The organism is Gordonia prachuapensis, from assembly GCF_036350515.1.
Lineage (GTDB): Bacteria > Actinomycetota > Actinomycetes > Mycobacteriales > Mycobacteriaceae > Gordonia > Gordonia prachuapensis.
In genome coordinates this window covers 92406-107975 of the sequence record NZ_JAZDUE010000007.1, presented here as the reverse complement: position 1 = coordinate 107975, position 15570 = coordinate 92406, and the positions used below count along the sequence as shown (strand labels likewise).

13 protein-coding genes are annotated in these 15570 nt (G+C 64.0%); 7 read left to right on the top strand and 6 right to left on the bottom strand.

What is annotated here, in order from left to right:
- Positions 1 to 185: 185 nt before the first annotated feature.
- From V1Y59_RS10030 to V1Y59_RS10010, 5 genes are all read left to right on the top strand, one after another.
- Positions 186 to 1163 carry an enoyl-CoA hydratase/isomerase family protein gene (locus V1Y59_RS10030; RefSeq protein WP_330504734.1) on the top strand — a complete coding sequence of 326 codons (978 nt, stop codon included), beginning with the start codon at positions 186 to 188 and terminating at the stop codon, positions 1161 to 1163.
- 59 nt (positions 1164 to 1222) lie between these two features.
- The gene (locus tag V1Y59_RS10025; RefSeq protein ID WP_330504733.1) at positions 1223 to 3631 is read left to right on the top strand and encodes a CaiB/BaiF CoA transferase family protein; all 2409 of its coding nucleotides are present in this window, start codon (positions 1223 to 1225) and stop codon (positions 3629 to 3631) included.
- Positions 3632 to 3663: 32 nt separating this feature from the next.
- The gene (locus tag V1Y59_RS10020) at positions 3664 to 3960 is read left to right on the top strand and encodes a hypothetical protein (RefSeq protein ID WP_330504732.1); all 297 of its coding nucleotides are present in this window, start codon (positions 3664 to 3666) and stop codon (positions 3958 to 3960) included.
- 4 nt (positions 3961 to 3964) lie between these two features.
- On the top strand, positions 3965 to 4615 hold the full coding sequence (locus tag V1Y59_RS10015; RefSeq protein ID WP_330504730.1) for a 3,4-dihydroxy-2-butanone-4-phosphate synthase: 651 nt from the start codon (positions 3965 to 3967) through the stop codon (positions 4613 to 4615).
- A 161-nt stretch (positions 4616 to 4776) separates the two neighbouring features.
- Positions 4777 to 5574, top strand: coding sequence for an IclR family transcriptional regulator (locus V1Y59_RS10010; RefSeq protein ID WP_330504727.1), 798 nt, complete (start codon positions 4777 to 4779; stop codon positions 5572 to 5574).
- 272 nt (positions 5575 to 5846) lie between these two features.
- Here the strand turns inward: V1Y59_RS10010 and V1Y59_RS10005 are convergent, their stop codons facing one another.
- The 3 genes from V1Y59_RS10005 to V1Y59_RS09995 form a co-directional block, all read right to left on the bottom strand.
- The gene (locus tag V1Y59_RS10005) at positions 5847 to 7673 is read right to left on the bottom strand and encodes a flavin-containing monooxygenase (RefSeq protein ID WP_330504725.1); all 1827 of its coding nucleotides are present in this window, start codon (positions 7671 to 7673) and stop codon (positions 5847 to 5849) included.
- Between the two features lie 6 nt (positions 7674 to 7679).
- Positions 7680 to 9014: an NtaA/DmoA family FMN-dependent monooxygenase gene (locus V1Y59_RS10000; protein ID WP_330504723.1), complete on the bottom strand. Its 1335-nt coding sequence runs from the start codon at positions 9012 to 9014 to the stop codon at positions 7680 to 7682.
- Positions 9015 to 9269: 255 nt separating this feature from the next.
- Positions 9270 to 10295, bottom strand: a complete 1026-nt coding sequence (locus tag V1Y59_RS09995; RefSeq protein WP_330504721.1) for a VOC family protein — start codon at positions 10293 to 10295, stop codon at positions 9270 to 9272.
- Positions 10296 to 10519: 224 nt separating this feature from the next.
- On the opposite strand from V1Y59_RS09995, the gene V1Y59_RS09990 reads away from it, so the two are divergent.
- The gene (locus V1Y59_RS09990) at positions 10520 to 11311 is read left to right on the top strand and encodes a hypothetical protein (RefSeq protein ID WP_330504719.1); all 792 of its coding nucleotides are present in this window, start codon (positions 10520 to 10522) and stop codon (positions 11309 to 11311) included.
- A gap of 214 nt (positions 11312 to 11525) precedes the next feature.
- Here the strand turns inward: V1Y59_RS09990 and V1Y59_RS09985 are convergent, their stop codons facing one another.
- The 3 genes from V1Y59_RS09985 to V1Y59_RS09975 form a co-directional block, all read right to left on the bottom strand.
- Positions 11526 to 13184 carry an FAD-binding protein gene (locus tag V1Y59_RS09985; protein ID WP_330504717.1) on the bottom strand — a complete coding sequence of 553 codons (1659 nt, stop codon included), beginning with the start codon at positions 13182 to 13184 and terminating at the stop codon, positions 11526 to 11528.
- Between the two features lie 97 nt (positions 13185 to 13281).
- Complete coding sequence (locus V1Y59_RS09980; protein WP_330504715.1) at positions 13282 to 13551, bottom strand: cytochrome C oxidase subunit IV family protein; 270 nt, start codon at positions 13549 to 13551, stop codon at positions 13282 to 13284.
- A gap of 4 nt (positions 13552 to 13555) precedes the next feature.
- The gene (locus V1Y59_RS09975) at positions 13556 to 14194 is read right to left on the bottom strand and encodes a cytochrome c oxidase subunit 3 (protein WP_330504713.1); all 639 of its coding nucleotides are present in this window, start codon (positions 14192 to 14194) and stop codon (positions 13556 to 13558) included.
- 465 nt (positions 14195 to 14659) lie between these two features.
- Between V1Y59_RS09975 and V1Y59_RS09970 the strand changes: the two genes are divergently transcribed.
- Positions 14660 to 15523 (top strand): alpha/beta fold hydrolase, encoded by an 864-nt coding sequence (locus V1Y59_RS09970; RefSeq protein ID WP_330504711.1) that lies wholly within the window; start codon positions 14660 to 14662, stop codon positions 15521 to 15523.
- Positions 15524 to 15570: the final 47 nt, after the last annotated feature.

Genomic DNA, 15570 nt, shown 5'->3' with positions numbered 1-15570 from the left:
CGGAATCCGCGAGAGGGCGATGCATCGGTCGGAATCGCACCGGAATGCCGGCGGTCGGCGTCTCGGCTCAGCGATGTACTTCATCGACCCCGACGATGCGAGCACCCTGAGCAGACAATGAGCGGATTCGCCCGGCGACCGACTGCAGTAGCCGACCAGATCCCGATCGAGACGGAGGTAGTTAGGTGACAGAAACCGCGGTGACCCACGATGAGCGGCCCTCGGCGGAAGAGATCATCCTCTACGACAAGGACCCGAAGACCAAGATCGCCACGATCACCTTCAACCGCCCCGATCACCTCAACGCACCCACCTCCGACGCCCGCCTGCGCTATGCGGATCTTCTCCACCGCGCGGAGGTCGACGACGACGTCAAGGTCGTCGTGGTCCGCGGCGTGGGCTCCAACTTCGGTTCGGGCGCAGACATTCCCGAGGCCATGGAGATGGAGATGGACCCCACTTCGGCCGGTCGCATCCGAGAGCTGCGTGTCGACGACGCGGACTCGATCAACTTCCCGCCCCCCGGCTCCTACCGGCATGGCGCGTCGATCACCCAGTGGTATGCGAACTCCGCCGCAGGCTGCCGGAGCCTGCAGGACTTCAAGAAGATCAGCATCGTCGAGACGAAGGGTTACTGTTACGGCTGGCACTTCTACCAGGCCGCGGACGCCGACATCGTGATCGCCTCCGAGGACACCCTTTTCGGGCATCCCGCGTTTCGCTACATCGGCTTCGGTCCACGCATGTGGACGTGGGCGCAGACCATGGGTATCCGCAAGTTCCAGGAGATGGTCTTCACCGGACGGCCCTTCACCGCGCAGGAGATGTACGACTGCAACTTCGCCAACCGTGTCGTCCCCCGCGACGAACTCGAGGCCGAGGTCGACAAGTACGCATTGGCATGCTCGCGAACTCGACCCACCGACACCGTCTTCATGCAGAAGATCTTCTTCGAACTGATGAAGCAACAGCAGGGCGAGTACATGGGCAGCATGATCACCGCCCTCTTCGAATCCCTCGGTGGGACAGCACAACCCGACGCCCAAGACCTCAGCTTGGACGAGGAGACCCTCTCGGCGGGCATCAACAACGCGGTCAAGAGCAACGACGACCAGTTCCCGCCGGACTTTCGCCTCAGCAAGTCCGGCCGCCGACGCCCCTGACGCGTCTCACCATCGCCACCCCCCACTCCCCAACTGCTTTCGAAAGGCCAGGTCTGCCGATGTCCGTACCAGCCCCCCTGGACAACTACCTCGTGGTGGACATGTCCGACGGGATCGCCGGCCCCTATTGCACCAAGATGCTCGCTGATGGCGGCGCCGAGGTCGTGACGGTCGAACCACCGGAAGGTGATTCGTTACGTACCTGGTCTGCGTCGGGCTCCGTGTCAGCCGGTGACGGTGATGGCGCGCTGTTCGGCTATCTCGGCTGCTCCAAGAAGAGCCTCGTCGCCGATCCCGACGACGCCGGCGACATAGAGATCCTCAACCGCCTGCTGGCCCGGGCCGACGCCGTCGTATGGTCACCGGAGTCACGGCTCGCCGGTGTTCCCGGCCTCGCACCGTCGGCGCTGTGCGATGCGCATCCACACCTTGTCGTCACCGCCATCACGCCCTTCGGCCTCGAAGGACCATGGTGCGATCGGGCAGCCACCGAGTTCACGCTCCAGGCCTGGTCGGGCGGAATCGTCGGCCTCGGTCGTGGAGCTCCCGACCGCGCGCCGGTCCACGTCGGCGGACGGATCGGAGAGTGGTTCGCCGGCGCCTATGCGGCTGCCGCCACACTGACCTCGCTGCTGCGCGGTGGGTCGGGAGAGCTCATCGACCTCTCGATGCTCGAGACCGAGATCCAGGGACTGACTTATCATTCCGTCACTTTTCAGGAGCTCCGCGATCGGCCGTTCCGCGCCGAGCGCTCCATCTTCGTCCCCGGGGTCTCCCAGGCGTCGGACGGAATGGTCGCGCTCGGATGTGCGACCGCCCAGCAATGGAACGACCTGTGCATCATGGTCGGCCACCCGGAGTGGATCGACAACGACCAGCCGCTCCAGATCACCGCACGGGCCGCCGAGTTCGCCCCGCAGATCTACGAGTGGATCGCCGAGCGAACGGTGGACGAGGTATGTGAGGCAGCGACGGCCTTCCGAATCCCGAATGCCGCGGTCGGCAACGGTGCGAATCTTCCCGAGCTGGCCCAGCACGAACAGCGCGGCTCCTATGTCAAGAACCCGACTCACGGCTTCACCCAGCCGGGCCACCCGTACCGCATGAGTTCGTTCTCGCTTCACCAACCCGAGCCGGCCCCGCGACTCGGCGAACACTCCGAGGCCATCTTCGCAAAACTCGACACAACCGCGCCCGAGCGCGACCGGCCACAGAACCGACACGGCGCCAAGCCGTTCGCGGGAATGCGGGTGCTCGATATGACCGCGTTCTGGGCCGGGCCCTCGTGCACCCACATCCTGGCGACCTTGGGCGCCGAGGTCATCCACGTCGAGTCGTCGACACGACCGGACATGACCCGATTCATCGCCGGCGTGCCCATGACCGACGAGAGTTGGTGGGAGAAGTCACCGATTTTCGCCGGACTCAACACCAACAAGAAGGGCGTGACCCTGAACATCCAGACCGAGAAGGGTCAGGAACTACTCAGAGAATTGGTGAAGACGTGCGATGTGCTGGTCGAGAACTATACCCCACGGGTGCTCGACCAGATCGGGCTGGACTACGAGTCGGTCAAGGGGCTTCGCCCGGACATCATCATGGTGCGGATGCCCGGGTTCGGACTCGACGGCCCGTGGCGCGACAAGGCCGCATTCGCGTACGTCATCGAAGACGCTTCCGGTTTGACCTGGCTCACCGGCCATCCGGATCAGAATCCGATCGAGCCGTATTCGATCGGTGATCCGAACGCCGGTATCCACGCCCTGAATGGTCTGCTGATCGCACTGGCCCACCGCGACCGGACGGGCGAGGGAACCCTGGTCGAAGCGAGCATGATCGAGGCGGCGCTGAACGTTTCCGCGGAGCAGGTCATCGAGTACTCGGCGTACGGCAGTTTCCTCAACCGGGACGGCAACCGGGGACCGGTGGCGGCGCCACAGAACCTGTACCAGACCGCAGGGATCGACGAGTTCGGCCGCGACGACTGCTGGGTCGCCATCGCGGTCGCCACCGACGATCAGTGGTCGGCTCTGCGGGAGGCGATCGGGTCCCCGGAATGGGCGCTCGACCCCGACCTGGAGTCCTCGGACGGCCGTCGCGCTGCACACGACCTCATCGACGAACAACTCCAGCAGTGGTGCCGCGAGCGCAATGACGACGAGATCGTCGACACCTTATGGGGGGCAGGAGTTCCGGTTGCCAAGGTCATGCAACCGCACCGGCAGACCGAACTGGATCAACTCGCATCGCGAAGGTTCTTCGCCCAGGTCGAGCATCCTGTCAACGGCACCGCCCGACACACCACATTGCCGATCCGGTTCTCCTCGGCACCCGAACAGTTCGAGATGCGTCCCGCCCCTCTGTTGGGCGAGCACAACACCGAGATCCTCTCCGGGATCGGAGTGGCCACAGATGATTTCGAGCAGCTCGAGAACGACAAGGTCATCGGCCGGAAACTGGCCTTCTAGACCATCAGCCACAGATCAGAAAGGTTTGACAGATGAAACCCACTCCGGGACAGTCGCTCTTCAGCACCATCGACTCCACCACAGTCGTGGTCATCCGCTGGGGCGACTCCGAGCTCGACCTCACCTGCGGTGGCTCGCCGATGGTCGACACAGACCCGAAAATCGCCCCGAGCGGGCCGATGGGCGCCGCCACCGCGCTCGGCAAACGCTATACGACCGAGGACGGCTCCGTCGAGTTGCTGTGCACCAAGCCGGGAGACGGCGAGCTGGCCGTCGGCGGCGTGGCATTGGGGATCAAGTCCGCAACTCCGCTACCGGCATCGGACTGATGCCATGTCAACGGGATCTCTGATCGACATAGCCCATCATGATCGGTCGCGGGCGGACTCCTGCCCGGTCTTCGACGCCATCACCCGATTGCGGGCGGGCGAAATCGTGATGGTGTGCGACGATTCCGCCTCGGCACACACGTACGACCTCGTGTGTGCCGCAGATCGGTTGACCACGGCTCGTGCCGCATTCATGGTCCGGCACACGTCCGGCTTCCTACAGGTCGCACTCCGCGACCCCGTGTGCGACCGTCTCCAGATCCCACCGGTGGCGCCGAACGCCGACCGCATGTCGTCACAACAGTGCGTCGCGGTTGATGCCGCGGTCGGCGTCGGCACCGGGATCTCGGCCACCGATCGCACACGGACGATCAACCTACTGGGCTCACCCGACGCGGCGCCGACCGACTTCAACCGCCCCGGCCATGTCGTTCCCATCCGGGTGGCCAGCCGGCCGCAGCGCCATGACGCGGCATCACTGGCGCTGACCTTGGTGGAGATGTGCGGTTCGGTGGCAGCCGTGCTGGCCACCGTGGTCGGTTCCGGCGAGGACTTCGCCGGCTTGCCGACGCATCTCCAGTCCGCGGATTTCGCAGCGCGCCATGGGCTGGCGGTAATCGGTCACGCTCAGGTCGCCCACGCGCGGTCCGCCTGATCGAGCCTGAGTTGCACCCCTCACTCGCAGGTAGGCCTTCCCTGCAGCCCGGAACGCGTCGTCGGGGCCACGCGCATTCGCCCTCCCGAGCATCGCGTCGCGACCGTGTCACATCCACTGACCCAGATGCCCTGGGCACGTTTAACCATGGACGGTGAATCATGACCACACTGTTGTCGGACTCCTCGCCTGCCACTGTGCAGACCTCCCTGCCATTGTCGATGGTCGAACGTATGACCCTGATCATGGAGGCCTTCGACCGACCGCTGTCACGCCTCACGCTCGACGAGGTGACCCAGCACACCGGTCTGCCACGGTCGACAGCGCATCGAATTCTCGATCAGCTCGTGCGGTGCGGGTGGCTCATCCACACCAAGACTCACTACAGCCTGGGCAGTCGCGCCCTGACCCTCGGCGGCCGTGAACGAGCTCAACACGAATTGCGTTCCGCAGCTTCCGATATCGCGCAAGCACTCGCTTTTCGCACCGGAACGTACGTGCATATCGCCACTCTCGCCGGCGCCGAGGTCTTCTACCTAGAGATGTTCGGCGGTCGTAACGGGGAACGAGTCGCATCGCCGGTGGGCCGCCGGGCCCCCGCGCATTGCACCGCCGTGGGCAAGGCGGTCCTGGCCGCTCTCACACCGGAGTACGTGGACACCCAATACGCCAACTCCCTTGCGAACGTGCGAACCATGCACAGCATCCGGGACGTGAATCGGCTCCACCAGGAACTCGCGCGGGTGCGCGGTCGCAACGGCCTCGCGCTCGAACGCGGTGAATGCTTCCCTGACCTCGCATGCGTCGGTGCGGCCATCCGTGGTGATGACGGTCCGGTCGGCGGTATCTCGATCGTCACCCGGCGCGAGAACCCGCTCGAGCCCCTGGCGCCGATGGTCCTGCGCGCCGCACACACCATCTCGGGCCGACTCACCGGCACCGCCCGCAAGACGAGTTGAGCAGGACACAGAGTCCCGAAAGAACCTGACGGACACGAGGAACCTGTCCGCGGCCGATGACCGCGGACGGTTCGTCGTGTGCGTCGGACGACGTATCCGGACTGCCCCATCGTGTGTGTCGATCCTTGTTCGGTGAAGTGATGTCGGTGCCCGGTCCGGCGGCGGCCGAATCAACGCGCCGGACCGGCACAAGGTCTGTGACGTCGGCGGTCACCGGGCGATCGGGGATGACCCCCGATCGCCCGGTTCTCAAGTGACCGAAACCGTCCGCGTCACGCGATCGTGACACCGTCGAGAGTTCCCGCCGCCCTCCACTTCTCCAGGATCTCGAAGAAGGCAACCGGACCACCGCCGTAGCCGGCCGAGAGCAGGCTGTCGGGATTGCCGGTGTCACCTTCGGAATCGAGGTAGCTGGGAGTGCAGTCGACGAAGAACTGCTTGCCCATCTCAGTGCTCTCGGTCATCGTTTGGACCCATTGGTCCTCCGCCTCCTGGTCGGCCTCCACCAAGGTTCCGCCGCGGTTACGCCACTCCGTCAGGATGTAGGTCAGATGACGGGCACGTTCCTCGGCGGTGTGCACGTAATTGTGTGCGATTCCGGTCTGGGTGTAACCGAGGAAGAAGCAGTTCGGGAAGTCGTGGGACTGCAGACCGTGAAAGGTTCTCGGCCCCTTGTCCCACTTGTCACTGAGCCTGGTGCCGTTGCGACCGACGATGTCGAAACCGGATCGCCGGGTGTAACTGGTGCCCACCTCGAATCCGGTCGCGAACACGAGTGCGTCGACCTTGTACTCGACCCCACCGACGACCACACCGTCGGTGGTCAGCCGATCCAGCCCCTTGCCGTCGGTGTCCACGAGTTCGACGTTGTCCCGATTGAAGGTCTGCAAATAGGCATCGTGGAAGCTGAGCCTCTTGCACAACCGCTTGTACCAGGGCTTGAGTTTCTCGGCGGTCTCCGGGTCCGCGACGATGGAGGATATCCGGTCACGGACCTTCTCCATGGACTTGTAATCCTCCTCGAAGAGGAAGTCCCCGATCTCCTCCATGGTCATGTTGCCACCACGGCGCTCGAGTTCTCGCATCACGGCGGGTGCAGTCAACTCGTCGGACACCTGGGTCCATCCGTCGTTGACCAGATCGACGTCGGCGCCCGCGCCGGCGGTCATCCGGGTGAAGTTCTCCATCCTCTCGCGCTGCCATCCTGGCTGCAGGTTCGCCGCCCACTCGGGATCTGTCGGATGGTCCCCACGTGTATCCACCGCCGCAGGTGTCCGCTGGAACACGTAGAGTTTCTCGGCCCATCTCCCGAGGTGTGGAACACATTGCAGCGACGTGGCACCCGTACCGATGATGCCGACGACCTTGTCGCTCAGTCCTGTCAGCTCGCCGGACTCGTCACCGCCGGTGTAGGAGTAGTCCCACCGGCTCGTATGGAAGGTGTGACCCTCGAACTCGTTGATCCCCGGGATTCCCGGTAGCTTTGGCCGACTGAGCGGTCCCGGCGACACCAGCACGATCGTGGAGGTGATCGTGTCACCTCGGTCTGTTCTCACCGACCACTTCCGGGCCGGCTCATCCCACGTCATCCCGGTGACCGCAGTCTGAAACAGTGCATTGTCGTAGAGGTCGAAGTGCTCGGCGATGGCAATGCAGTGCTTGCGGATCTCCGGTCCGAACGCGTACCGACGCGACGGGATGTAATCGAGTTCCTCGAGCAGCGGCATGTAGATGTACGACTCGATGTCGCATTGTGCACCGGGATACCGATTCCAGTACCAGGTTCCACCGACGTCGCCGGCTTTGTCGACGATCCGGATATCGTCGAAACCGGCCTGGCGCAGACGGACCGCAGCCAGCAGACTGCCCAGACCCGCGCCGACGATGAGCACCTCCACCTCGTCGGACAGCGGGTCACGCTCGACGTAATCGGTGTATGGGTCATCAGCGTAGTGCGAGAACTCCGCGGTCACCTCGATGAACTGGTCGACGGCATCGGTGCGGAGGCGCTTTGCGCGCTCGAAGGCGTGCTTGGCCCGTACCCAATCCGGATCGTAGGAATCTGGCTGTGGTCCCGGGTCCTTCAGAGAAACGGTCATGTCGAGCTACTTCTCTCCCTTGAGTCGGATCTCGCTGCCGAACCGCTCCCGCAGCGGGCGGGAATCCGGTGTGCCGCGATATATTCCACGATCGATCAGGCGTGGGATCACCTCGTCGACGAAGTCGCGGATGTCGATGACGCCGGACGGGAACATCACGTTGAAGCCGCCGACGGTGCCTTCGGCATGCCAGCCGGCGAGGTCGTCGACGAAGTCGTCGTAGGAACCCACGAACTTCCGGTGCTGAGCGCCTCCGCGGGCGAGCGACTGCGCGGTGACGTCGCGCACGGTGACGCCGGGGTTGTCCGATATCCAGGTGTACAGACCGACATAGTTGCCGTAGGTGCTCTTGATCGTGTCCTTCACGTCCTCTGGCTTCGGGATCTGATCGAGCGGGAACGGATCGTCGATGCTGTCGAATGTGTACTCCAGGCCGAACTGGATCAGGGCGAACGGTGCGTAGACCTCGTACGGGACGTGATCATCGAGGGCCTTGAGTTTCTCCTCGGCCTCCCCCCTCGTCCGTCCCAGGTACGGGATGAGGCCGGGGATCGCCGGGACGCTGTCGGTGGGGCGTCCGGCCTCGGCCAGCGCGGCATCGAGTTGTGCACGATAGTCGGCAGCCTGCGCGTAGGTGTTCGCGTTGGTGAACACCATCTCTGCATGCTTGGCGGCGACCCGGATACCCGGGCCGGACCCACCCGCTTGAGCGATCAGGGGACGCAACTGCTGACTTGGGGCGACGTTGAGCGGTCCGAGAACCTGGAAATGTTTGCCCTGGTGGTTGATCGGGTCGGCGTAGAACCGGCGGATGCCGTCCGGATCGAATCTCAGCTCACGATTCTCCCAGAGCCCCTTGACGACATCGAGGAACTCGTCCGCGATCTGGTAGCGGGTGTTGCGATCCGGATGGCCTTCCTTGCTGTAATTGAGTGCCCATTCCTCGCTGACGCTGGTGACGGCGTTGAATCCCGCACGGCCATTGGAGATCTGATCGAGCGATCCGAGCAGGCGTGCCAGGTTGTAGGGATCGTAGAACGAGGTCGACGCGGTCGCGATCAGCCCCAGGTAGCGCGTCTGGGTGGCGAGAGCGGCGAATGCGGTGATCGGTTCCGGCGGACCACCGTCGAACGCCGGCGACCCCGCGGTCCCGGCGATGTCGCCGAGGAACATCGCGGTGAAGAGTCCTTCCTCCGCGAGTTTTCCCATCTCCAGGATCGGCTGGTAGGCGTTGGTCCGGTCGGGGCCACCACCATGATCGCGCTCGAATGCCGGCGCACCCTGGTGGTGGTTGATCTCGTTCCCGACGAGATTCAAGTGTAGATAGCGCTTGTTTGACATCTGCTCTCCGTCTTCGACTTTCGTTCGGATCGAACTCGAACGTGTGGAACCGGGCACCGACGGCCCGCCGACCTGTTGCCCACGCTATGAGCGCGCGAGTGGCGGTTGGGAAGACGTCCCGCTGGATGAGACCCCTCTGACGTGGACGATCGCCACGAGAAGCCCGGACACACATCGACCCCGCCTTCCCCTGCGCACACCTGTTGTGCGGCAGCAGAAGGCGGGGTCTGATGTCGCGCGCGGGCCCCGCTCAGATCACGCCTGGCCAGATGCCGCCGGCTGACCGAGGAGTGAGGTCAGCGATGTCGCCGACGAAGTCGCCGATGCCATCGAACCGTCCTGCGTGACATCGAGTTCCTGACCGAACCACGTCATGCCGTCCGGGTTCATCGGAGTCCAGCCCAGCGCCTCCCAGTCCGGATCGAAGATGTGGTAGTTGCCGGAGTAGAGCTCGATCCGGTGGCCGGAACCGGGCTCTTCGACGTAGAGATACATGGCCTGGCCGATCCCGTGCTTACCCGGACCACAGTGGAACTTCACATCCAGATCCCGCAATGTGTCCGCGGCGACGATCAGGTCACTGTGATTCTCCAGGTTGAAGGCCACATGGTGCATCTGAGAGTTCTGACCGGTCAGGCTCATCGCGATGGCCAGGTCGTGCACCTGAGAAGTCACCGAGGTCCACGAGGCGATGAGCATGTCATTGTCGGGCACGTAGACGTATTCACGACGTTTGAATCCCATGGCGTCGCGCAACCACTTCTCGGCATCCCCGACGTACTCCGGGGACGCCTGGATGTTGAAGTGGTCGAGTCGACGCACGCCGAGTCCGCGTCGCCGCGACGAGTTGCTCAGCAGACGTGAGCTGATCTCGGCCGGCGCCTTGGGCGCATCGATGTCGTAGTAGAGCTCGAAGGCGTGTCCCGAGTAGGGCACCACAAAACGAAGGGCGGTGCCACGACCTGCTTGATGGCCGGCCGGCAGTTCGACCACGTCGACACCATCTTTGCTGAACTGCTCGTAGAACAGTTCGACGTCCTCGGGTCGCTTGACGCGAAAACTGTGTGAGTCCACGATCGCCGTGTCGCTCTGGAAGAGCACCAGGGAATGGTGCTTCATCTCCTGGTAGCCACGGAGGTAGACGGTGTCACCGACCCGCTCGACCTCCTCCATCCCGAGCGTGTCGCGGAAGAACGTCAGTGACGTCTCGAGATGTGGTGTGCCCAGCGCGATCGCGCCGCACTGCGCGATCTGCGGCCGCTCCGAGGGTGCTGCGGTCATGGTCTGCTCCTCCTACGATCGATGAAACCTGCGCAGCAGCCTATGGACGGCCCACACGCGCAGGGATTCTGATCTCGCTCACCGGAACATCGGCCCTGCAAACGGATTCCGGAGGCGACCACGGCGGCCGAACTCAGGACTCGAATGTGGTCCCGGTCACCGGAATGCCCTGATGATGACGTATCCGCCCTTGCTCACACTGTGAACGTCGTCAGTTGTCGCTCGTGTGCAGCGACACAGTCACACCCAGTTCAAAGGAGATCGGTGAAGTGGACCCAAAAAAGGCCTACCTCTATAAGTTTCAGCGACTAGCAGCATGGTCGGGCTTTCTCGTCATGGCTGTGCAGGGCGTGTGCTTCTTCCTGTTGGCCAAGGTGCAACCGCCGATTGATCCCGAGTGGTCGGCACTCCAGGTTCAGGAGTGGATGATCGACAACCGCACCGGGATTCTGTGGAGCATGGTGATCTGTTCGTTCATCATCCCGCTGGAGTACCTGTTCGTGGTGACCACGAGCTGGCAGATGCGACGCATCGAACGCGGTTGGGGCGTGCTGAGCATGACCCAGGTGCTCACCGGTGTGGTCGCTCCCATCGGCTTTCTCTATCCAATGTTCATGTTGTCCGCTGCCGCACTGCGCGTGGAGGAGCGTTCACCAGAGCTGATCCAGCTGATGACCGACATCTTCTACTATTCCTACGTCGGATTCGCCTTCGTGTTCTGCGTACAGGTGGTGGTTCTCGGTATCGCGACGCTGGTCGACACACGCCGGGATCCGGTGTTCCCGCGCTGGTTTGCCTATGTGAACTTCTTCCTCGCGGTTGTTCTGGCACCGGGCGCATTCATCTACCTGTTCACCTCCGGCCCGCTGGCCTGGAACGGCCTGTTCGCCTTCTGGTTGCCGTGCCTCGCGTACTTCATCTGGAAGGTGGCTACCCCACTGCTGCTCCTCAAGGCGGTCACCCAGGAGGAGGCCGAGGCGGAGAGCGCGGAAAAGCCCGCACCCGTGCTCATCTGAGGATCAGGACCGCCGTACCCGCATCGCATGCCGGGGCGGGGGCCCCCACGCGCGTCGACCGCATCGCGGTCGACGCCCCGTTCTCGACTTCCCACTCATGATGGCGTGGTGTCACAAACGGAGTTCTCCCACCCGCGACAGGAGAGCCACGGCGACGGTGTCGCCGTGGCTCTCCTGTCGAGTATCGCCCTCCCGGGCGATGTCAGCCGTCCGCTCAGTCGGTTTCGGTTGTCGCCGAGCCGCTCTCCACGAGCTCGCCGGCCGCGCTGTCGCCGCGCGCGATGTCGCTCACGGCCTGGTAGGCAAAGGCCAGTGCGGAGCCGATCGGCGTGCCGGCGCCTGGATAGACCTTGCCAGACATCGCCGCCATCGTGTTTCCGGTGGCGTAGAGTCCCCCGATCGGCTCCCCCTCGGCGTTCAGGACCCGCGCAGTCGAGTCCGTCTTCAGCCCGCCCTTGGTGCCGATGTCCGAGAGCAACAGCGTCGCGGCGTAGTACGGCGGAGAATCGATGGAGACGATCAGCGGGTTGGGTCCTTCCGCCTCGATGGGAACGATGAAGTTCTGCTCGGGCAGTGCCGGATATCCGACGATGAACTGGCACATCTGGTCCCACGGGGTCTCCCCGCGGCGGAACTCCTCGTCCACCCCGCCGGTTACGTACCCGTTGAACGTCTGCACCGACGCGATGAGCTCAGCGCTCGGCACATCGATGAGTGAGGCGAGTTCTTCGAGAGTGTCCGCCTTCTTGAGAGCACCCGACTCGAACCACTCGTCGGCTATCGGCGACTCCGGCGACTTGCCGCCGAACCCGTCCCGGGACAACTGCTTGTGGTCGAACACCCAGTACGTAGGGGTGTGCGAGACGTCGGTGTCGCGTTCGCCGTTGCGGATGGCATGACCGGCCTGGTCGTACGGCGCCGTCTCATTGGTGAAGCGCTTGCCCTCTGCATTGACCCAGATACCGCCGCGCGACGCGTGGTTGAACACCGGCTTGCCATCCGGCTGGACGACACCGGGCACATACCAGGCCTCGTCCATCAGGTCTGTGTCGGCGCCCACGGCAATACCGGCCAACAGCGCATCCCCGACGTTGGAATCCACGCCGTCCGACCAGTCGCCGGTCGACGGGATGGCGCCGTATTTGGCGCGCAGTTCGGCGTTGTGCTCGAACCCGCCGGCTGCCAGGAGGACGCCGCGTTCGGCTCTCACCGTCACGATGTCGCCAGCGCGCTCGGCCTCGACTCCGACGACACGCCCGTTCTCGGTGATCAACTGTCTCAGCGCTGTATTCACCCGGATCTCGCCGTTGCCGGTGTCCAGGAACGCGGCGAGCGCGCGCGCGATGAATGCTCGGCCTCCGACGAGTGTGTCGTCCTCGGTGTGTCCGTAGCGCTCGGTGTAGATGGACCTGCGGACCAGGTCCGCTTTGTCACCCAGTTCCGCCACGCTGATCGGTGAAGGGAAGACGGTGCGTCCGTGCGGGGTTGCTCCGGGCAGGCTCGCGAAGTAGTCGGGCACCGGCATATGAGTGAACTCGCCGAACCAGGGGTTCTTCTCCAGTTCGCCGATCAGGGCAGGGCCGGCCGTCAGGTAGGCGTCCTGCAGGTCTTCGCGGCTCGCGTCGTCGACCACGGCGCGGAGGTACTCCCGTGCCGCCTGTCGGTCAGACTCCTCGATGCCGGCCCGTGTCACCGGGGAACTGCCCGGGAACCACAGGCCGGCACCGGAATACGATGTTGTGCCACCGACTTGATCGGTTTTCTCGATGATCAGGGTCCGTAGGCCGCGTGCGGCGGCGAGGTAGCCGCCGATCATCCCGCCGCCCCCGGATCCGACGACGACGACGTCGAAGGTCTCCTCGTTGACAGACATAGTTTCCTCCTGTGTTTCGGATTCTCTTCACCGTGGCGCCTCCGGCCACGGCTACAATTCGACGGTCCGGCGACGAGCCGTTGGTCGCCGACGCCTTTCACAACACGACCAGAGCGCCGGCGAGAACAGCCCAGAGGGCGACGCAGTAGCCCTCGAAGATCCAGCGGAGTTCCTTGCGCGCCTCGCGGATCTCCATGAAGTCGAGGCCGACCAACCGCACCTTGTAGGCGGCCAATGCCAGCACGACGACCGCGACACCGGAACCGACGTGCGTCTCGACGCTGAGGATCGGACCAACGACTGCCAGCAGCACAAGGATGATCCAGGTTCGCACATAGCGTTCGCGGAGAAGCCCGCTGAGCGTCATACGATCACGCCACCAGGTACACGAGCGGAAACAGCATCATCCACAGAAGATCGACCAGGTGCCAAAAGCATGTTCCTCCCTCGTAGAAGACCCGACCCGATCCCTCCGAAGCCTCGTGACGTCGCGCTCGCAACATCAACACGACCAGGACCACCAATCCGAGAACAACATGTGCCAGATGCACTCCGGTGAGAATGAACAGCCACATGAAGTACGGATCGGTCCCCGGTCCGTGGCCTTCGTGAACGAGATGGGTGTATTCGAAACTCTTGAGCGCAATGAACACGACCGCGCACGCCGCTCCCCCGGCAAATCCCCACATTGCTCGTGTGAAAGTCCCGGCCCGGACGTGGTTCAGCGCGACCACCACGACGAGCGAACTCACCAGTAGCACCATCGTATTCGTCAACGGGACGGTCAGGTCCAGGGATTCCCTTGCGGCCCGGTACGTTTCCGGGTCCTTTGCGCGGTCGACGAGGAACGCTACGAACATGATCGCGAACACCACCATGTCGCCGAGCAAGAAGACCCAGAGCCCCGGCTCGCCGGGCACCCGCTGCGGCTCCGTCCGATCGGCACAGACCGCCGCGTCCGACATCGAAATCGCGTCGTCCACCTCGCTACCGGCATCGGTGGGACCCACTGCGTCACCTTCTCTCGTCGTCATCGCCGGCCCGTCTGACCTCTCCTGCCCATCGACCCGTGAGGGGTGGCAGCCGCCGTTCGCAAGCATTCGATGTTCGCGGGTTGCGCCGGACGGTCGCATTCGACCCCCGAAGGCCTCAGTGTGACCGCGGCCTCGCTCCGAGCACTGCCCCACTTCCACTCAGCGAGATCGCACCGGCACGCAGGGCCGAACAAAAGATAGTTGTATAAGTGACATAAGTGTAGGGGTGTGCGTCACATGCGGATCGCGATCTCGGCAAGCGTCACGCGACCGTAGGCAGCGAGGTCGCGTCGTACAGCTCTGGATCTGACTGATCTCACTGTGCGGAACCACGCCCGACCGACCCGACGGCGACGCCTAGCGTTCGCTGAGAACTGCCTCGGACGACCACCTGGACGCACAACCCCGTACGCAATCCACTGCAGAATCGGAAGGCCGCACATGACCGACACATTCACGTTCGAATCCACCAGCAGGACAGTGACGATCGATGGTCACGCGGTCCACTACCACGAGGGCGGTTCCGGACGACCCCTGATCCTGCTCCATGGATCGGGTCCCGGCGTCAGCGCGTGGTCGAACTTCCGAAACAACCTCCCAGTCTTCGCCGAGCATTTTCGCGTGATCATGCCGGACCTGCCCGGCTTCGGCGCGTCAGAGCTCCCAGAGCTCAAGGAGGTCTACACCCTCGCCGGTGCACGGTGGGTGGCGCGGCTGATGGACGAGCTCGGTATCGAATCGGCGCCGATCGTGGGCAATTCGATGGGCGGGGCGGTCGCGGCCGAGGTCGCGGGCCATCTGCCCGAGCGCATCGAGAGGATGGCGATCATGGGATCAGGCGGGCTTTCCGTGGGTTTGTTCCAGACCGAGCCGAGTGAGGGGTTCCAGCGCCTGTTCGCCTTCCTGCAGGAGCCGAGCAGGGAACGCATGACCGAGTGGATCCACACGATGGTGTTCGACAAGTCTTTGGTCACGCCCGAACTCATCGACGAGCGCATGCGCAACGCGACCGCCGAGGGGGTTCTCGACCGGACCCGCGCCATCTTCGGTGCGATGTTCGATCCCACCCTGAGGGAGACCTACACCCCCTTGTGGAAGCGGCTGGAGTCGATCACCACCCCGACGCTCATGTTGTGGGGGCGCGACGATCGCATGCTTCCGTATGACCAGGCCCACCTGGCCAACCGGTGGGTCCCGAACATCGAATTACACACCTTCGCCAACTGCGGACACTGGATTCAGGTCGAGAAGAAGAAGCAGTTCGAGCGCGTCGTCCTGGAGTTCCTGACCCGGGATCCGGACTGACCGGCCGCGTACCCGACGACCCTTTCCCACTGAGTGGAAAGCACTCC